The 20543-nt window shown below is 47.1% G+C and carries 15 protein-coding genes; all 15 read right to left on the bottom strand.

The features are described from left to right. Nucleotides 1-24: 24 nt before the first annotated feature. Entirely contained in the window at nucleotides 25-1047 is a 1023-nt protein-coding gene (locus ICC18_RS01905) for an ABC transporter permease (RefSeq protein ID WP_188172684.1), read from the bottom strand. A gap of 6 nt (nucleotides 1048-1053) precedes the next feature. Beyond that, complete coding sequence (locus tag ICC18_RS01900; RefSeq protein WP_188172683.1) at nucleotides 1054-2571, bottom strand: sugar ABC transporter ATP-binding protein; 1518 nt, start codon at nucleotides 2569-2571, stop codon at nucleotides 1054-1056. 97 nt (nucleotides 2572-2668) lie between these two features. Beyond that, nucleotides 2669-3613, bottom strand: coding sequence for a substrate-binding domain-containing protein (locus tag ICC18_RS01895; protein WP_312029466.1), 945 nt, complete (start codon nucleotides 3611-3613; stop codon nucleotides 2669-2671). After that, nucleotides 3610-4806, bottom strand: coding sequence for a response regulator transcription factor (locus ICC18_RS01890; protein ID WP_188172682.1), 1197 nt, complete (start codon nucleotides 4804-4806; stop codon nucleotides 3610-3612). The genes ICC18_RS01895 and ICC18_RS01890 overlap by 4 nt, the downstream gene beginning before the upstream one ends. A 7-nt stretch (nucleotides 4807-4813) precedes the next feature. After that, a complete protein-coding gene (locus ICC18_RS01885; RefSeq protein WP_188172681.1) occupies nucleotides 4814-6592 on the bottom strand; it encodes a cache domain-containing sensor histidine kinase in 1779 nt (592 codons plus the stop codon). 740 nt (nucleotides 6593-7332) lie between these two features. Then, nucleotides 7333-8343 (bottom strand): zinc-dependent alcohol dehydrogenase family protein, encoded by a 1011-nt coding sequence (locus tag ICC18_RS01880; RefSeq protein ID WP_188172680.1) that lies wholly within the window; start codon nucleotides 8341-8343, stop codon nucleotides 7333-7335. Between the two features lie 86 nt (nucleotides 8344-8429). Further along, nucleotides 8430-9407: a LacI family DNA-binding transcriptional regulator gene (locus ICC18_RS01875; RefSeq protein ID WP_223192310.1), complete on the bottom strand. Its 978-nt coding sequence runs from the start codon at nucleotides 9405-9407 to the stop codon at nucleotides 8430-8432. A 161-nt stretch (nucleotides 9408-9568) separates the two neighbouring features. After that, nucleotides 9569-10663, bottom strand: a complete 1095-nt coding sequence (locus tag ICC18_RS01870) for a glycoside hydrolase family 172 protein (RefSeq protein WP_188172678.1) — start codon at nucleotides 10661-10663, stop codon at nucleotides 9569-9571. Between the two features lie 35 nt (nucleotides 10664-10698). Then, a complete protein-coding gene (locus ICC18_RS01865; RefSeq protein ID WP_188172677.1) occupies nucleotides 10699-11511 on the bottom strand; it encodes a carbohydrate ABC transporter permease in 813 nt (270 codons plus the stop codon). Between the two features lie 11 nt (nucleotides 11512-11522). After that, entirely contained in the window at nucleotides 11523-12410 is an 888-nt protein-coding gene (locus ICC18_RS01860; protein ID WP_312029465.1) for a carbohydrate ABC transporter permease, read from the bottom strand. Nucleotides 12411-12491: 81 nt separating this feature from the next. Beyond that, the gene (locus ICC18_RS01855; RefSeq protein ID WP_188172676.1) at nucleotides 12492-13823 is read right to left on the bottom strand and encodes an ABC transporter substrate-binding protein; all 1332 of its coding nucleotides are present in this window, start codon (nucleotides 13821-13823) and stop codon (nucleotides 12492-12494) included. Between the two features lie 88 nt (nucleotides 13824-13911). Further along, nucleotides 13912-15255 (bottom strand): ABC transporter substrate-binding protein, encoded by a 1344-nt coding sequence (locus ICC18_RS01850; RefSeq protein WP_188172675.1) that lies wholly within the window; start codon nucleotides 15253-15255, stop codon nucleotides 13912-13914. 1 nt (nucleotide 15256) lies between these two features. Beyond that, nucleotides 15257-16825 (bottom strand): response regulator transcription factor, encoded by a 1569-nt coding sequence (locus tag ICC18_RS01845; RefSeq protein WP_188172674.1) that lies wholly within the window; start codon nucleotides 16823-16825, stop codon nucleotides 15257-15259. A 21-nt stretch (nucleotides 16826-16846) separates the two neighbouring features. Continuing rightward, nucleotides 16847-18625: a cache domain-containing sensor histidine kinase gene (locus tag ICC18_RS01840; RefSeq protein WP_188172673.1), complete on the bottom strand. Its 1779-nt coding sequence runs from the start codon at nucleotides 18623-18625 to the stop codon at nucleotides 16847-16849. Between the two features lie 137 nt (nucleotides 18626-18762). Then, a complete protein-coding gene (locus ICC18_RS01835; RefSeq protein ID WP_188172672.1) occupies nucleotides 18763-20436 on the bottom strand; it encodes a ribulokinase in 1674 nt (557 codons plus the stop codon). Nucleotides 20437-20543: the final 107 nt, after the last annotated feature.

The following is a 20543-nucleotide window of genomic DNA, read 5'->3' as shown; positions in this document are numbered from 1 at the left end:
CCCTTCCTAATAGAGGTTGTATACTTATTTTTTTCTTTGCAGCACTACGGCGATAATAATAATTAATCCTTTGAAGACCATTTGCAGATTGTTATTGACGTTCAACAAACCTAGCATATTATCGAGTACTCCCAAAATAAGCGCTCCGATGACCGTTCCCGGAATCGTACCGATCCCGCCCGACAAGCTGGTTCCACCTATAGCGACAGCTGCAATGGCGTTAAGCTCGTAGCCGATCCCGTCATTTGGGCTGCCTTGATTTAATTGAGCCGCATGAATCAGTCCCGCTACCGCCGATAGAACTCCGCATATCATGAAGACCGCGATCTTGATTCGGGTTACCTGAATGCCGGATAGATGACTTGCCGTTGGATTGCCGCCGATGGCATACACATACCTTCCGAATCTTGTATATTTCAGTACGACCGCGATCACGATGCTGATCCCGATGAAGCAAATAGCCGGGACGGGAATCCCCGCTATTCGTTCACTAAGAATCGAATAAGACGCAGGTGCAAGATTCGATTCGTTCCCATAAGAAATGGGAATTCCGGCGCCGCCTGACCAAAATCGGGCGATGCCTCTTGCAACGCTCATGCTGGCTAATGTGACGATAAATGATTGTATGGAAAGTTTCGTGCTGACCGCACCGTTGAACAAACCGATCAGCGCACCGATCAAAAGAACGACAAGAATGGTGCTGAGCGTCCCGAACTCCCTGTGCATCATCAGATCGGCGGCGACTGTTGCCGTAAGCCCCAAGATCGCGCCAACGGACAAGTCAATTCCCGCCACCAGGATGACAAGCGTCATACCTACAGCAATAATGCCGTTTTCGGATATCGCCCTTACGACGTTGGCCAAATTGGTTGGGTTCAAAAACAAATTTTCCCCGTCCCTCACACATAGAACAGAGGCGAGAACAATGATGCCCACAAGACCAAAGACGCTTTGAAACTTTTTGATGCCCTGCCAGGAGATTAATGTTCTTCTATGCAGCAGGCTTTCTTTTCCTTGCCACTTGTCAGACCATTTGATTTCAGACATGCCGGTTCACTCCCTTAACGTCGCTGCCGATAACAATTTTTCCGGCGTTGCTTCTTCTCTGGAAAATTCTCCCGTAACTCTTCCCTCGCAAACGGTAATAATCCGATCGCAGTTACCGATTAATTCAGGAAGCTCGGAAGAAACCATGATGATGCTTTTTCCTTCGCTAGCCAGCTTTTGGATAAGCTGATAGATTTCCGCTTTCGCTCCCACATCAATCCCCCTGGTCGGTTCATCGAGCAGCAGGATGTTTGGATTCATCATCAGCCACCTGGCAAGAATGACTTTTTGCTGGTTGCCCCCGCTTAAAGTCCCCGCCGCAACATTCGCGCTATGCGCCTTGACTTTTAAATTGTCGATTTGTTCGCGGCAATACTCTTCTTCTGCGCGAAATCGGAGAAACAGCCAACGACTGAGCTGCTTGAGCAGCGGAAGCGTCATATTTTCACTGATCGGACGTCCCAGGACCAGTCCCTGACCCTTACGATCCTCCGTTACAAAAGACATCTTGTAGCCGATGGCCTCCTGCGGACTGCGAATCCGGACTTTTTTCCCCTGCAGTTTGATCGTCCCTGAGGTATGTGCGGGAAAGAGGCCGAAAAGGCATTCCAGTATCTCGGTTCTCCCGGCCCCCATCAAGCCTGCTATGCCAAGCACCTCCCCTTGATGCACCTTGAAAGAGACGTTGTAGAGCCTTTTTTTAGAACTCTCGGCAGGCGGGAGGTACGTCATTTGCTCAACGGCCATCATTTCCTGTCCGATCTTCGCACGGCGAGCCGGATATAAATCGGAGACGGTACGCCCCACCATCATCTGGACCAATTCATCTTTGGTGACGTCCTTCGTATGGACAGTCGCAATGTACTCCCCGTCTCTCATTACGGTAATGCGGTGGGTCAGCTCGAATATTTCCTCCATCCGATGAGATATGTAAATGATGGAAACCCCTTCGGATGAAAGGCGACGAATGACGGTGAACAACTTCCGGGTCTCGGCTTCGCTTAGTGCCGATGTCGGTTCGTCCATAATTAGGATGCGGGCTTGAAGAGATAATGCCTTGGCCACCTCGATCAGTTGTTGTTCCCCGAGCCGAAGTCCACCCACCTTGGCTGTTTCCTTCACGGATAAATCAAGCGCTTCCAAATACGGCTCTGTCTCCCTGTTCATTCTTGGAAAGTCTACCAAGCCGAAACGGTTCCTCGGCTCCCGTCCGAGAAAAATATTCTCCGCTACGGACAACTCCGGGACAAGCTGCAGCTCCTGATGGATCTTGGCAATCCCTAACCTTCTCGCGTCAATCGGATTGCGAATCTCCACTTTCTTATCAAGCAAATAAATGTCCCCTTCATAATCCCCGATAGCGCCTTGCATAATATTCATTAGCGTTGATTTCCCGGCTCCGTTCTCTCCCATCAACGCAAGAACCTCGCCCCTTTTTAGATCCAGGTTAACGCCTTTCAGTGCTTGTACGTTAGAGAACGATTTGCGAATGCGTTCCAAGCGAAGCAGCGTCCCTTCTTCCATTTTCATCACCTCCCCTTCTTTTTCTAAGATGATTATAGGACTCGGGACCTGTTAAAGTATTTACGAAAAAACGCCAGAATTCATAAATTTACGCAATTCATTGCGAGAGGTACTCCGATACATTTTCTTGCGTAACTTTAATGCTGTCCAAGGTGACTCTCTTAGGGAGGTTCGCTTCATGATTTAAGATGCTGAACGCATATTGCACAGCTTCTTTGCCCCCCGTTGGGTAAATGAATGTCGCTTCCAGCACCTTTCGCCCGACAAGTTGAATCCCGCCCCATTGTCCGGACAAACCGTCAATGCCTATAAATTTGATACCTTTTCTCCCCAGAGCGCTTGCCGCCCTGGACGCCCCCAATGCCATGGGATCATTTTGGGCAAAAACCACATCCACATTCGGCCACTTCCTAAGTTGTTCCTTCATGAGATCTTCCGCTTTATCTCTGAGCCAATCCGCTGTAATCGTACCGACAATATGAATATTCTCATGCTTGGCGAGCTCCGCCCTAAACCCATCGCTTCGGTCCTTGGCAGGCGTAGAACCGAGGAGACCTCCGATTTCCACTACTTTTCCCCCTCGAGCCCCCAACAATTGACTAACGAACTGCCCCGCCTTCCGGCCAATCAATTGGTTGTCGGCGCCGATGAACATGGTATAGTTACTATTTTCGATTTCACGATCCAATACGATAACGGGTATTTTTCGATAGGTCTCTTGGACAATAGGAGTTAATGGTTTTGCCTCGTTCGGTGAAATAATGAGCAGATCGATCCCCTGCTTCATGAGCCTCTCTACATCGCGAATTTGCTTTTGGCTGCTTTGTGCCGCATCTGTAAATATGACTCTTGCATTCTTGTGCTTATTTGCCTCCTCTTGGATCTCTCTATTCATGCTCACCCGCCAAGGCTCCCCAAGGTTAGCTTGCGACACCCCGATCACATATTCAATTTCACCAACCTCATCCTCCCGCCCGGTGAACGAACATCCGGTGAATGCGAGTAAACAAACGATGAGAACAGGCACTAGTATCCGCTTCACTTGACTCCACCCTTTCGATATTCAGCAGGGGAAACGCCCAATACCTTCTTAAATGCCATACTAAAATAATGCTGCCCGTTATATCCAACCCGTTTCGAAATTTCAAGTATCTTGATCATCGGATCTTGCAGTAAAATGATGGCCTGCTTGATTCGAACTTGCGTCAGATAGTCAATAAAAGACGATCCGGTTTCCTGCCTAAGCAGACGGCTTAAATAGGAAGGACTGATTTTGATCATGTCGGCCACTTCTTTTAAATTCAGATCCTCTTTGTGATAGTTGTCCCGAATATATTTTTTGGCAAGCAAAACAATCGGTGTCGCGCTGCTTTCACCGGCTGCCTCCTGATATAGCCGTTCATATGCGATAGGTGCTTCCGTCACGATGGAATCGCCTTCTCGGCAAAAAGCGAGCACCGTTTTTTTCAAAACTTGTTCGACCGTCGAGATAACCGCCGTAACGATTTCACTGCCTGTATGTTTGTTATTCAGCGTAACTAAGGCGACGATATACTCTTTGCGATCGCGAAATACGATGTATGAACCCCATTTCCGGAGTACATCCTCCACCACATTTTGCACGGCAAACAACAATAGCAGTCGATCCCATTCTTGCGGTTTGTCATGGAGTTGTATTCGGTCAATAACTTTAATCAATACCAGACAGAAAGCGGAGTCGAACGTACATTGCAGAAAGCCGAGTTGTTCCTTAACTTCCACCTCGGTTAAACTGCCTCCGATCCAGTCATTTAAAAAGCGTTCCTTCATCTGCGGCATATGTTTGGAAACCTGCTCGGCGGTCCAATGCATGTATTTTCTCTGCTGAAGACGTTCCTTCGCTGCCCCCAAGACGGCATATAATTGATCCTTGGATGCAGGCTTCAATAAATAATCAAATACGCCTAATTTTAAAGCCTTCTGCGCATATACGAATTCATTGTGACCTGTAATGACGATAATGACGGAGTCCGTTAAAAAAGCGAGCATCTTTTCAACGAATTCCAATCCGTTCAAAATCGGCATACAGATATCCACCAGCAAGACATCGGGTTTAAGCTGCTCGGACAGTTCCAGGGCTTCCAAGCCGTCTTCCGCTTCGGCAATAACTTCCATGTCAAGAGACTGCCACTCGACATTGTTACGCAATCCTCTGCGAATTTTGGGCTCGTCATCCGCGATAAGCACTCTCCACATTTTTTCCTTACCCCCTTTTTAACGGATACCAGACTTCCACAGTCGTTCCTTCGCCTACGGTACTGTATATCTTGATGCCGTACGGTTCTCCGTAAACAAGCCGAATGCGTTCATGCACATTAAATAAACCGAATCCCGTAATTTCTTCGTCAGCGGAATTTCCCGACAGCCTCGCACGCAGCTTCACTAATTGGTCAGGGGGAATACCCGCACCGTTATCCCTGACGTACATTTTCAACCTGCCCTCCGCTTTAATCACTTCGATATAAATGCGCCCTTGGCCTCGACGAGCTTTGATGCCGTGGTAGATTGCATTCTCCACCAAAGGCTGCAGCGTTAATTTGATGATAAGTTCCCGCTCGGCGTCCGGGTCTACGTATATTTCATAATTCAATTTCGATTCATACCGTGCTTTTTGTATAAATAAATAGCTCTGAATATGCTCGATTTCTTCGCTGACGAGTATCGTTTCCTTCCCCCTGCTTAAACCGATACGGAACAGATTCGTCAATTTAACGATCATCACCACGATATCGTCAGCTTTTCGCTCCTGCGCCATCCATTGGATCGTATCGAGGGTATTATAAAGAAAATGAGGTTTAATTTGCGCCTGCATAACCCTAAGCTCTGCATCCCTCTTACTCTTTTGTTCCTCATAAACCAATTCGATCAGCTTATGAATTTCCGCAATCATATTGTTGAAACTATGTCCAAGCTGACCGATTTCATCGCGGCTCGTCATCTCATACCGGACGGACAAGTCGCCGGCTTCGGCCCGCTTCATCAACTGTCTCAATCTGCCAATGGGCCTGACGATCGATCGCGTAAAAAAGAGTGAAGTGAAAACAGCCAAAATAATGGTCAATCCCCCTAATACGAATGAAATATTGCGGAGCTTCGTTACATCCTGAAGCGTTTCGTTCAACGAAAACAAACCCACTGTCTTCCATTTCGTAAAGTCGGAAAGCGTATACATAATCTGATACCGTTCGTTTCGTATCGTCTTCACAATAGATGCGCCGTTTGGTTGTCGCATCCATTCGGCCCTGACCCGGTAGACTGTCGAATTCTCAGGCGCGTAGACGATTTCCCCGTTGTTATCCATAATATAAATAAAGCCGTTTTTACCTAATGTGATGTCGCGAACCAAGGTCTCCATCCTCGTCAGCTTATAATCGATAAGTACCACACCATGATAGAGCCCTGTTTCTGAATTGCGTATCGCCTGCACCACGGATAATACATCATCCGGACTATAGTTGAAGTTCGTCGTAATGTTTCTCCCGATCGGCTTGCTGATCAAAAGCGGCTTCTCCGGAGCTTTCATCGCTTTGCTGTACCACTCTTCACTTGTCAATGGGTCCCTGGCTACACGATACATTTCGTTACTGATGTCCATATCGTTATCGTTCACAATGATGATTCCCGCAATATCCGGGTAGATGGTTGTGAAACTGCTTAACATTCTTCTTACTTCAACTTCCACGGCTTGTCGCTGCTCAGCAGAAGTCTGCGGGTTAACAGCAAGAAAACGCCCGGTCTCCGGGTTTGACGATATCAATTGGAGGGTTTGCGCTACATTTTGCACATAGAAATCAAGGTTCTTGGTAACCTGTCCAATCATCTGTTCCGTATGCGTATTCGCTTCATTCTCCAGAGTCTTAACGGAAACCCAATTTCCGATAACCCCTAAAGTTGCGACAGGCAACAAGATTAAAGTGATAAAATATATCAACAATTTAAATCGAAGTCCTTTATTGCGAAAAAGATGAAGCCAGTGCTTCAAATCGACATCTCCTTTGCCGGCAATGTCCGTCGTTTGTGAGGCTGGATGCAGATGTGAAAAATCCCTCTTGCATCACAGCAGGTACTTGACAGGCTGTCAACAAGAAGGATTATGCTGGTCGGACAGTGTCAAGCCATATCGGCGCCAGGTGCCCGCTGCACCGCCTCCAACATGATATCAAGTAGATGGTGAATGCATTCCCCCGGATCAAATAAGAACTCAATTTCAAACTCACATGCATACTTTGCTCCTCGTCTGTTACATTTGCGAAAAAGAAAGCGAAAGTTTCATCCCGATAACTCCATGCGGAATGAACGATGGCGCTTACTTCAAGCTCCCCACTGTCTTCGTATTCCTTGAATTTGATATCGCAATTATAGTGATGCCAATGCAGGGCTATCGTACCAGCTTTAAATATGAGAGGTTGAAGCATTTTGCCTTCGTCTAAATAGCGCTTGCCTACTCCTGTTCGCAATGCTGCAAATTGAGAGATGTATTGAGCTCGGGCTTTCGAAAACGCAATTTGAACCTCTCCTTTTCTAAATTGTTGATATATTGAGAAACGCCCGAAGACAGATCACCCTATGTAAGCCCTTTCATTCGTAGCAAAGGTAACGGTATCCCTTCACACAATTCTCAGTAGATGTGTAATCGTTTACATTGTTTGAATAAAATAACTCCTTTTTTCACTTTCACTATGAATGAGAGTTACGAAAAGCAGGAGTTATTTTCTTTCGCAATCATCTCACTCTAATCTGTACTTTAAGATCATCCGGATCGCGCGGTCCTTTTAAATAAGCCAGCGTGTCCTCGAGCGATATTTCCCTTGAAATGAGCGGCCCTACATCAATCCTTCCCGACTGAATCCATTGGAATGCAGGCAAGAATGTATGATTGATCGCCATGGAACCGATAAGCGTCCAGTCCTTATTATAAAGTTGAAAAGGATCCAATTCGATAACAGCATCCTTTGGCGTAACGCCGAACTGTAAATATTTGGCTCCCCTTCCCATAAACGAAAGCGCCTCTTGAATCACGGACGGAATACCTGTCGCGTCGACAACGATATCATATCCTTCCGGATTCGCATTTTTCTCCGCAGTTAATTCCGACTCATTACTGAGGATGCAGCGTGTCGCTCCCCTGGATTTGGACATTTCCAGTTTGCCGGGTGATATATCTACAACAGCAAGTTCCGAAACGCCGGAATGTACTAATGTCTGAATCAACTGCTGTCCCATAGCGCCGGCGCCAAAAAGGATCGCTTTATCCCCGGCTTTTACCCCAAGCCGGTTCATGGCATGAACAACGCAAGCCATCGGCTCAATAAATGCCGCCTCGGCAAATGACATGCTGTCGGGTATCTTCACAACATTTCCCGCCGGAACACGAACATATTCGGCCATACTGCCGTCCACGGTATTGCCTAAGGCTCCCCAATTCGTGCACTGATTCCCTTTACCCGTCTTGCAATAAGGACATTGGCCGCAAAACAGCGAAGGATCGGCACTCACTCTGTCTCCTTCGCGCAGCCCGGTTACGCCCTCCCCGATCGCATGGACGACGCCGGAAAATTCATGACCCGGCACAATCGGGTAAGGAGAAATAAATTCACCTCTGTAGATATGGATATCCGTTCCGCAAATTCCCACATTCCTGACTTCAATGGTGACTTCGCCATCCCCCGGAGCCGGGTATGGAACTTCTTTGATGACCGCTTGATAAGGCGCTTCAATCACAAGTGCTTTCATTAACGGGTCCTCCTCAAAATTGCAATTCAAGATTATGTGTTATCGTTTACACACCTTCGAAAAAAATGATCTGTAAGATCATTCATTTACCGCGATGGCACAAGACGCGGCATTAAAATACGATTCTCTTTAGCGTCGTCATCCCCGTTTAACCGCCGGATTAACAGATCGCCGATCGTTTCCCCAAGCTCCTGGGGATTTTGCATAATGACGGAAAGCTTATGCTGAAACAAGGATGAAAATTCAAGGTCCCCGAAGGAAACCACTTCTACGCTGTCGAGCGGTATCCCCAATTCCTGCAAGCCCAAATAAATGCCGAACGTCATTTCGTTATTGGAGGAAAATATGGCCGTAGGCCGATCAGGCAATTGACTGAAATGCTGAATGGCTTTGATGCCTGACTCTCTCGTATAATCGCCTTCGATCATCAGTTCCGGCAATAAGCTTATCCCCGCTTCCTCTAAACCGATAAGCGCACCTTGTCTTCTCTCCCTAGCGGTACTGATCGTCTGCGGACCATGAATGATCCCGATCCGCTCATGTTTCTTCTCCAGCAAATACTCAACCGCTGACTTGGCGGCGTAGAAATTATCTTCCGTCACGGTATCCAGTTTCAAATTGGAGAAGCGTCGGTCGAACAAAATAACGTGAATGCCCGAATCGCTGATCGTCTGGATTTGATCCCGATTCGCGCCGGTTCCTGCAAGGATCAAAGCTTCGATTCTTTTTTCGGTCAGGAAGTCAAGCGCTTCGCTTTCTTTCTCCGGATTCTCTTCGGTATCGATAAAGAGCAGATGATAGCCTTCTTGAAAGCAGCGGTGCTGTATAGTTCGGGCAATTTTCATAAAATACGGGTTCGCCATATCTGGCAGCACAATACCGATACTGCGTGATTTTTCCTGCTTTAGGCTTCTGGCAATGGCGTTAGGCTGGTAGTTGAATTTCCGGATGACTGCAAGTACCTGCTGCTTCACATCATGGCTGACATAGCCGGAATTGTTCAAAACACGCGAAATCGTTGCTGTGGAAACCCCCGCTTCTCTTGCCACATCTTTGATTGTCATTTTGGTCAAAGGGGATCCATCCTTTACATCAAAGTCATTGAGCCGTTTCTCCATGTTAACGTTATCATATTAATATTATCTGGAGAACCCGGTTTCGTCAACGACTGCAAATGCGAATAACCGCAGCTTTCAAGGATGAGAGCAGCGGCTATTCGATCGGATTAATAGTCAAAGCATTTTTTCAGGTCTTCCGGCTTGAAAGGCAAAATTTCAGGTAACGGCAATCTCTTATCCACCGGCAAAATGATCGGATGGTCTTTATGAGGCTCCGTCTGATACCAATAAGCGGTGCTGGAGTAATCGTCGCTGCGATGGTTATTGTGTCCGTGCTCGATTGTCACTTTAATGGACGTGTCAAACATCACAGGATCTTCGATATGAAACCGGTAAGCCGAGATTTTGCCTGACCAGTTAGGACCGCCGCCGAGAATGATGCCATGATTCGGAGAATGATACTCTTGCGTCGGACACCAGGCCGTGTTGAAGTAATCCTCCATTCCCGTGCCGTGCAGCGAAGGCGGCCATGGTTCCCCGTCAATGAAGATCATGTCGTCTCCCTCGCCGTACCAGTTCCATTCCCGCGTCATCCGCAAGTTATGAATGTTCAAGTTACAACCGACATAATGGCCTTTTCCGACTGCATCAAGCATCACGTAGTTTCCATCGCCTGTTGTGTTTTTGCCGCCAAATTCGAAAAACGCATTGGAAATGTTATCTTCAATACCGTCTGTAAGCTCACGGTGCCAAATCGCATGAAACCTGAGTTCGCTGTCAATCGGGAACGCGTATTGTTCGTAATCGACATAATAGTAAAATTTGATCGGTTGATCCGCATTGGATTCGACTTCAATTCTGGCATTGCGGCCAAACGGCATCGGAAAGAAACAATTAAGCGATCTTCCGTCTTCCGGGCTCATAGCAAGCGGCGTCGAGCAGTAATTTTTCGTAATGCCATGACCCATACCGAAGAAATCGCCGATCGGTGCCTGTACACTCGGATTCTCTTCGCCGTCCCAATACATTCTCAGTACAACTTTACGATGCAGGAACGTTTCAATCGCAGCGTCATCCAGGGGCGCCATCGTCATCCAGATATGGGTAATACAGCCGGATCCGGCAATATCAAAAATATTTTTTTTATCGCCAGGGTATAGCTTGAGATAATCACGGTTTCCCCCCGTTGTATCATAACTGGAAGCCCTTTTGCGTTTTCCTTGGCGCGTTCTGTATAAATCTCGTAATGATGATCCTAGCATGATCTGTTCAGCTCCCTGTTGGTTGAAATTCGGCATCATTTAATACCGGTCATTTTGATTCCTTCTACCAAATATTTCTGCATCACGAAGAATAGCAAGAAGGTAGGCAATGCAGCAATCACCGCCGCGGCAAGCACGATGTTCCATGGCGTCACGTAGCCCCCGCCGACCAAGTTAGCGAGTTGAACCTGGATAACCCACATGGTCTCTTTTTGCGTAATGATGAGGGGCCAGATATAGGAATTCCAATTAGCCAAGAAAAATCCGATCGTTAATGGGGCGATAATCGGCATGGAAAGCGGCAATGCGATCCGAAAAAACGTCCCTGCCTGAGAAAGCCCTTCTATATAGGCTGCCTCTTCCAGCTCTTTAGGAAATTCCCGGTAAAACTGACGGAACAGAAAAATTCCATAAGCGTTAAAAATGGCAGGAATGATCAAACCGGAAAAAGAGTTGGTCATGCCAAGATTCTTGGTAATCAAATACAAAGGCAGCATGATCACAGCGAACGGAATCATTAATGTACTGAGCATCCAGGCGAAGATCACGTTTTTCCCCGGAAAGTTAAAGCGGGCCAGCGCATAACCGGACATCGCGTGGAACAACATGGCTACTGCTGTAACGGTTGTGGAAACGATCAACGAGTTCATGATCGATCTAAGCAAATGGGATGAGGTTACAGCCTCCACAAAATTGGCAAACACAAACTCTGTCGGCCATAACTGAATGTTGAAAACGTTGGTCTCCGAACGAAAAGAGCTGATGAACAGCATGTAAATCGGAAAAATCATGGCGATCCCGACAATGATCGAAACCGAGGGCAATAGAAACCGGTTCATTATTCTCATAGAAGCACCGCCTAATCTTTAGAAGAGAAAAATTTAAGTTGAATCATGGAAAATGCAAAAACAATCAGGAACAGGACAAACGCGAGAGCAGAAGAATAGCCCATGTTCAGCATTTGGAAAGCTTGCTTAAAGATATAAAGCACACTGACTTCCGTGGAATCCATAGGTCCGCCTTTCGTCATCACGATGATATGATCGAAGATTTGAAAGGACGCGATTGTCGTAACAATCAAAATAAACGTATTCGTTTCCCGCAGCAAAGGGAATGTAATAAACCGGAAACTTTGAAAACGGGTTGCCCCGTCAATATGGGCCGCTTCAAAATAATCATTCGGAATTTCCTTGATCGCGGATAGAAAAATAGTCATGTTGTAACCAAGGTTGATCCAAAGCAAGGTCAGAATGACACAATAGATGGCCTGCGTAGGAGACCCGAGGAATTGTTGGGTTCCGATGCCGAACAGTGAAAGAAACTGATTGGCAAGACCGTTCCTGGGATCGAGCAAGAACATCGCAATAATGGCAGAAATGACCGATGTGACGGCAAAAGGGAGCAGAAACATCGTTCTGACGATACCCACCGTCTTCCCTTTCAATCCGTTCACGAGCAGGGCGGAAAGCAAAGCGAGACAGAATAACAATGGCACATATACGAGGCTGAATAACAACGTTCTCGTTACGGAATGCCACCACTGATCATCGGATAACAAGGTAACATAGTTTTGAAAGCCGACGTACACTTTCGGTGACAGTGCGTTCCAATCGTGCAAACTGACATAAAAAGCATATAAAATCGGAATAAACACAAAGATCATTAATCCCAAAATATTGGGAAGCAAGAAGCTGTAAGCCGTAACCCATTCTCGAATCATGCGGGCATTGGTGCGTCTTGGAGTCACTTTTTACCCCTCCCCCGGTAATAGAAAAGGGAGAAACGTCTTGCAGTATTACGGAGCAAGCCGTCTCCCCCAGATTCCAAACTATTTCTGTTTGCTTAAGATATCCGTAATTTTGGCATCAATCGTTTTGGCTGCTTCAGCACCTGACATTTTACCGTACATGACATACTGCATCGCATCGCCAACTGCATCGACCACTTCAGACGGATAACGAGGCTCTGGGATCGCGGAGTTGTAAATTTCTTCAGTGAATACTTTACGCAGACCTTTGTTATAAATGTCCTTACCCTTTTCGACTACGGATTTACGAGGGGAGTAAGCGAATTTCACTTCTGTGCCCCATTTCAAGGCATGTGTAAGATCCGATGAACCGAATGCCCACATGACGAACTTCGCAGCTTCAGCCGCATTCTTGCTTTGACCGTTAACAGCCAGTTTCCAACCGCCTGCGTCTGTTGCAGCTTTGCCGCCGGCAGGAATAGGAAGCGGAGCTAGACCGATCGGTACATCTTTATATTTCTCTTCAATTCGATTGATGGCCCATGTTCCGACAATTTGCATGGCTGCGGTTTTGTTACCGAGGTTATCGATTTCCCAAGGACCGAGCTGCAGTTTTTTCGGAGACAGACCGTCTTTGAAGAAGCTTCCCCAGAAATCGAGCGCTTTAGCCGTCTCTGGCGTGTTGAACGTTGATTTGGTTCCATCTGCACTCAGCACGTTTCCGCCTTGCTGCCACAAGAATGGATACCAGATAAAGTTAAAGTAAGGGCCTTTATCCGGCGGGATAATCAAACCTGCTACCTTATCGGTTGTCAGTTTCTTCGCAGCGGCATGGAGTTCGTCCCATGTTTTCGGAACTTGAACGCCGGCTTTATCCAGCATTTCCTTGTTGTAGTAAAGACCTAACGTTTCTAATTCAAATGGCAGAGCCATAATTTTGCCGTTATACGTTACAGCTTCGAGAGACGCAGGCAGGAAATCCTCTTTCACGCCTGCCGGGAAATCCGGAGTCAAATCTTTCATTAAGCCTGATTTAGCGAATTTCATAAAGTCGCCAGGGCTGATCATGTAGATGTCTGGACCTGCACCGCTTGCAAAACCGGTTGGAAGCTTGGTTGTCGTGTAAGAAGCCTGGTCGTATGTCGAATACTCAATTTGCACTGCATCTTGCGATTTGTTGTAGGCATCGACCAAATCTTTGAAGAACTTGCTCTCAGCTTCGGTATGCATGTCCCAGAAAGCCAGTTTGACTTTGTCTTTCTTGGCGGAGCTTGTATCCTTGGCGGCTTCTGTACCTTTCGGAGTTGCTTCGCCCGCTTTTGGAGCTTCTGTCGTTGATGCACCGCAACCCAGCTGTAAAACCAGTGCCGAACTAACCGCGGCGACCCCTAACACTTTCCATGTCTTTTTCATAGCTTGTATCCCCTTTCATTTCGTCTACATCTTGAGTATAATCCGGGGGAACAGCTGTACATAACGAGAAATAATTTAGTTAGGTGGACTATTTTTGGATTTTGGACAGGAAGCGATCGATCTTCTCTTCCATGCTTTGAGCCACTTCTTTACCTGAAAGCTTGCTGTACAATAAGCTTTGTAACGATTGGGTAAATGTCCGGTTGATTTCTTCCGGATACTGCGGCTCCATCCGCTCCGTGCCGAAAATTTCATTGGTAAAGACCGCTCGAAGGCCGCGCCGGTAATAGTCGGTTCCAGCTTCCATGACGGATTTGCGCGGGGAATAAGCAAACTTAACATCGCTGCACCACCTGAGCGGTATGCTCGTATCGCCAGAAAAAGCCCACATCACAAACTTCGCTGCTTCGCTTGCATACTCGCTTCGCGAATTCACGGCAATTTTCCAGCCGCCTGCGATGGTTAGTCGATTCCCGCCATCCGGCGTCGGCAGGGGAACAACACCGATCGGCTGATCGGCGTATTGCGTCTCCAGCATGCGAATATTCCACGTCCCGCTCACCTGCATCGCCGTTTCACCGTTCGTCAAAATGCCAATATCCGTTGCAGGGCGCGATGGCTGCATATTAATTAACCCTTGATTGACCATGCTGCGGAAAAAATTGTACATATCCTCGCCTTTCGTATGGCCCAGTCCGGAATGCTTGCCGTCTTCAGAGATCAAATCGGCACCGGTTTGCCACAAAAACGGAAACCAGGAGAAGTTCTGGTATACCCCGCCGAACGTTTCAATCGTTAAACCGCTTACGCGTGGCGATCTCAGCTTCTGCGCCGCCTCCATCATCTCATCCCAGGTTTTAGGCGGCACCAGCTCATGCTTTTGAAACATCGATTTATTGTAAAATAAACCCATCAGTTCCGTTTCAATCGGAACCGCATAAATATTGTTGTACAAAGTAACGGCATCCAGCGCGGCCGGGTAGAAATCATTTTTCATTTCCGGCGTAAAATACGAGTCCAGCGGCATTAGCATACTGACATCAACGAGCCGCTTGATCATGGGCGACGATACAAAAAAGATATCCGGACCCGTTCCGGAGGCGAATGATGAAAGCAGCCGTTCACCTGCAAAATAATCATCGCTGGACACGTACTCCACTTTGATTTCTATTTCCGGATGGAGCTGCTGATACTGCTTGGCCAGCTCCTGCCAAAATTCAAATTCCTTAGATGTATGGAACGACCATAAGCGAAGAACAGTCTTAGGTGCATTCGTCTCCTTGCTTTGCCCTGCCGCCGAACGAAACAGCTTGTCTAATTCAGGTGATTTCGTTGTCGGATCTTGCACGCAAGCGACCAGCAGGCTGAACATCGCTAATAAGATCGCCAGCTTGCGGGTAAAGTTAACCCTCATCGATGTTTTTTTTTTCATCTCAATCCTCTTTTCGGAAGAAAAATTGCCTGTATTCCACGGGGGTGACACCCATTTTTTTCTTGAATAACCGTGAAAAATATTTTACTTCCTTATAACCGACCATTTGTGCAATTTCATATAGTCTTAATTGGGAATCCATCATGAGCGTTTTCGCTTTCTCCATGCGAAGCCCCGTTAAATATTCAACAAAGGAGCTTCCGGTTTCGAGTTTAAAATAGGAGCTGAAATAGCTTGGATTCATCTGGACATGCCGCGCCGTGTCTTCTAATGAAATGTCTTGCGAATAGTTCGATTGAAGGAAAGACAGCGCCTTTTCGATTGTCCGATTCTGCTTTTGCGTTTTATTCCATTCCATCGACACCATACACGATTCAATGAGACTCAGCATAAATTCAACATACTCTTCGAGCGTAAAATTCCTGTCAAATAAGTCGATTGGACGGTCCAGATTCTGGAGCACCAGATCGTACATTTTTTGTTCATAGGTCAAACGAATAACGGAAGAAACCAATTGCAGGCAAAACCTCCGAAACAACCGGAATGAAACATTCCTTTGTTTGACCGTTTCAACGAACTCGGATAATACGCATGCAGAGTGATCCGATCGTCCGCTTCGAATCGCCTTAATGAGCTCCGTTTCTAACCCATTCGGGTAGCCAACCTCTATGATGTCCTCCATTTTCAAGTCATCGTAATCGCTTACGGTTCCACACCCGTAAATCCATTTATTTTGTAGAGCTACGCGCGCATGCTGCAGAATATCCGGCAATTCAAGGTAGGTATCGGTGACGTCGCTAATCCCGATGGAAATCGATATTTTGAGCCAGCGGCGGACTTCCTCGATGCATGTTTTGGCTAGCTGTCTCGTATTTTCTTCATTGATGGTGAGAAAGAACAATTGAGCACCGTTCACGAATAAAAAGTGGGCGTCCGAGTTTGTTCTCATCCCGGTAATGTCTTGGATAATATTACGAACGGCGAACAAGACCAACTGTCTGTCCCCCCATTGATCCTCGTTGATAAGCTCATCAATGAGATCTACTTCGATGACCATGATCCGGAACATGGAAATATCGATAGGGAATAAAGGGCTGAGCAGCTTCGGAGGTTCTTTCTCCTCCTGGAGTCCGAGCAGCCAATCCTTCCACAGCTTGGAATAATTCGGCCGATTGGAACTGGTCTGTGACACAGCCGGAACCAGTTGCCGTTCTATCTTCACTCTTTTCAACACACTCTCGATGTCTTCAGGCTTCAGCGGCTTTAACAAATAATCGAAAGCGCCATATTTAACCGCCGTTTGTGCGTATTCAAAATAACCGTATCCCGATAAGATGACGACATGCACCGGATATTCCTTCAAATGGCTAAGAAGATCCAACCCGTTCATATGCGGCATGCGGATATCCGTGATAACCAAATCAGGCATCTCTTTCTTGACTGCCTCCAGCGCATCGTACCCGTTCTTGGCTTCACCGATCACGGTCCAATCGCTGTCAAGCTTCGGAATCAGACTGGTCAGACCTCTGCGAACTCTCGGCTCGTCATCTACCACTAAAACCTTGTACATGTTGATCTCCCCCGTTATGTCTTAACGAATATAAGGCAGGATAATGGTGACGATGGTTCCTTCGCAATAGACCGATTGTATCGTTGTCCCGTAGCTCGGTCCATACTCCATCTTCAACCGCTCATCCAAATTATAGATGCCGATACCATGGCTCCGGCGTTCTTTAATTTGTTGAAGCTTATCCGCAGAAATTCCTCCGCCGTTATCTTGAACGATGACCATAAGCTTCTGATCATCCTCACTTCCGGTGCTCTGAACTGTGATCCGAATAACGCCGCCCGTGTCGATATCTTCCATCCCATGGATGATCGAATTTTCTAAATAAGGTTGGAATAGCAATCTCGGTACTTTTAGATCCATGGTGTCAATTTTCACATCAAAAACGACTTCAAATTTATCTTCAAATCTCATTTCTTGCAAGTAAGCATAATTTTGAGCCCACTTTAGCTCCTCTTCGATCGTAACCAACTGTTCGCCAGGCTTGATCGCATATCTCATAATATCGCTCAAAGAGGTAATCATACGGCTGATTCGGGTTTGGTCATTTTCGATCGCCATCCAGTTGATCGCATCGAGTGAGTTGTAAACAAAATGCGGATTGATCTGAGCCTGAAGCGCCCTGACCTCAGCTTCTTTTTCCTTATTGGAGATCAACCTTACTTCCTTGATCAGCTCGTTAATCCTTCCTCGCATACTAAGAAACGCGCCCTGCAGCATGCCCATTTCGTCTGAAGACTGGGATAGCGGCGTCATTTCGAAATTGTCCTTATGAATTTGCTTCATCGCCAGTGCCATCAGACGGATCGGACGTGTAATATAATTCGATGTAAATGCGGCCAGCAATATGAACAAAGCGGCGAAAGCGACGACTGTCGCTGCCAGGAAGCGCTTAAGATCATTGGTTTGTTCGTTTAAATCGGAATGCGGAACAAAGGAAAAGTAATACCAGCCATTATAATCGGAACGTAGAAATGTGCCCCGATAGGAAGTACCGTTAATTTCCTGGGTAAACCGCCCGTCTTTATGTTGATCCAATTGATTAAAGAAAGGATACACCGACAAATTAATGCCGTAGGCATCGGGATTTCTGTTCCATATCAAGTTACCTTGATGATCGGTAATTAATAACACGCTATTGGGACTTACTTGAACGTTACTGATGATTTTATCCAAAGCATCGATTTTGACGTTGGCAATTAAGGTGCCCAGCGTCTGCAGGGAATCATATACGTCCTTGACCTGCATGCCTACTGCAAAATAATGTGAAGGCTTTGAGTTGTACTCGTTAGGCGGAAGCTCATAGCTCGGCAGCCAGACAGCCCGTCCGGTTCCTAAAGCAATGAACCGTTCCCACATCGGATGATCACGATAGATGTGGGCAAAAAGGTTTGGTCCTTTAAAATCGCCGAAATACGTAGCCTTGAGCGTGAACAAATAAATGGAATCCAAATCATCCTTCCCTCTCAGGAAGTCGCGAAGATAGCGATTTACGGTATCGTCGCTTTGTATTATCTGCTCACCTGACTTCGTTTCAGATGAAGCGCTGATTTGCTTAATGATATCTTCATGCTCATAAATATCGTTCAATTGGGATTCATATCCCTTGAGCAGTTGATTAACGTTTTGATTGACGAGCGTAAGTACCTGCAGGCTCTCTTTATCCGTCCTTTGCGATACGAGGTCTTTGGAACTCTGATAAAACAAGATGCCGAATATCATGAGCGGCGCTAAAATAAACAACACGAGAATAATCATGAATTTTGTGCGCAGATTCAAAGTTTTCATGAATGATACATGCATCGACCGTTTCTCCAATTCGCGTAGTCTTTGACAAAAGTATAACATAAGCTGCCTGGATAGCAGTCTGTAATATCATCCATTTGCGGGATGAGAAAAAGTGCTTTTCACCTTGACAGGTTAAAGCACTTGGAGGGTATTTATGTGTTTCTGATCCGTTTCACATTCTTCATCACACTGTCTGCATCTTTACCGAATACATCATGAAGACGTTTATACTGATTGTATAAGTCCTCATAAATCTCAACGTTCCCTGGAATCGGCTTTACGGTCTCCTCTTTGACTCTGGCCATGTACACGGCCGCCTCTTGGAGCGAATGATAACCGCCTGCCTCGGAACCGGCCACAACCGCCGCGAACATCGCTGCACCAATAGCAGGAGTCAGATCTGTATCCGACAGCTTGATCTCCATATTGTTCACATCCGCGTAAATCTGCATGAGAAGCTTATTGCGTTTCGGAAGGCCTCCGCAAGCATAGAGTTCGCTCACGTCTAAACCACCCTTGCGGAAAGCTTCTACAATCGTACGTGTGCCGAACGCTGTTGCTTCGAGCAGCGCACGGTAGATTTCATGCGGCTTCGTGCTTAGTGTCATGCCAAGCATTAGTCCGGTTAGGTCAGCGTCCATTAATGTGGAGCGATTGCCGTTGTGCCAATCCAGTGCCAGTAATCCGCTTTCTCCAGGCTGGAGCTGCGAAGCCTTTTCTTCGAGCAACTCGTGAATGGAAATGTTTCTATGCGCGGCTTCGGCTTCCATATATGCCGGTACGGACTCGTCAACGAACCACCCAAAAATGTCGCCGACTGCAGATTGACCGGCTTCGTAGCCGAACAATCCCGGAATAATGCCGTCTTCCACAACGCCGCAAATGCCTTCCACCGCGCGTTCTTCTTCGGCAAGCAGCATGTGGCATGTGGATGTGCCCATAACCATGACCATCTTTCCGGGAGACACGACGCCAACCGCAGGCACTGCGGCGTGCGCGTCGATATTGCCCACGGCAACGGCAATTCCAGGGCGCAGATTCATTTGTTCGGCGATCTCCGGCAGCAAGCCTCCTGCCAAACTTCCCAGTGGCGATACTTCTCCGCGCAGCTTCGTCTCATAGAGATTGGCCAATTCAGGATGCAGCTGCTTCAAAAACTCGCTCGACGGATAGCCATCGGTTTTGTGCCAGTTGGATTTGTAACCGGCCGTGCAGCTGTTTCGTTTCAGCTGACCGGTCATTTGCGCGACGATCCAGTCTGCGGCCTCCACGAATAAATCGGCCTGAGCGTAAACCTCTGGATCCTCATTTAATATTTGCAAGCTCTTCGCCAGCATCCACTCTGAGGAAAGCTTGCCGCCGTAACGTTGCAGCCACCGCTCCCCGCGGGCTTCCGCCAGCTTATTGATGGCTGTCGCTTCCTCTTGCGCCGCATGGTGCTTCCACAGCTTTAGCCAAGCATGCGGCCGCTCTTTCCATTCGTCTTTCAGGCAAAGCGGCTGAAACTCTGCATCCACGGGCAGCATCGTGCAAGCCGTAAAATCGATGCCGATCCCGATCACTTGCGACGGATCGCTCCCGGACGCTTTGATCACGGCAGGTACGGAAGTGCGCAGCACCTCCAAATAATCTTCCGGATGCTGCAAGGCCCAATCCGGCTTCAGCTTCATGCCGTTCGAAGGAAGGAACTCATCAATGACTCCGTGGCGATACGGAGTCACATGTGTCGCTTCCTCATGTCCATTCTTTATATCTACGAGCACAGCGCGGCCCGATTGCGTACCATAGTCAATTCCGATTGTATAAAGCCTGTTTGCTGCTGGCATAAGTACCTCCTAAGAGCAATCTGTTAAGATTGCTTTCTTCGTAAGCATAAGCTGAGTTTTCCGAAGGAAAACTTGCATCGTAAGCATAAGCTGAGTTTTCCGAAGGA

The sequence above is a fragment of the Paenibacillus sedimenti genome (assembly GCF_014534655.1).
In the GTDB taxonomy this organism is placed as follows: Bacteria; Bacillota; Bacilli; order Paenibacillales; family NBRC-103111; genus Paenibacillus_E; species Paenibacillus_E sedimenti.
Note: the sequence above shows the minus strand (reverse complement) of the source record. Positions and strands in the feature narration are given on the sequence as shown.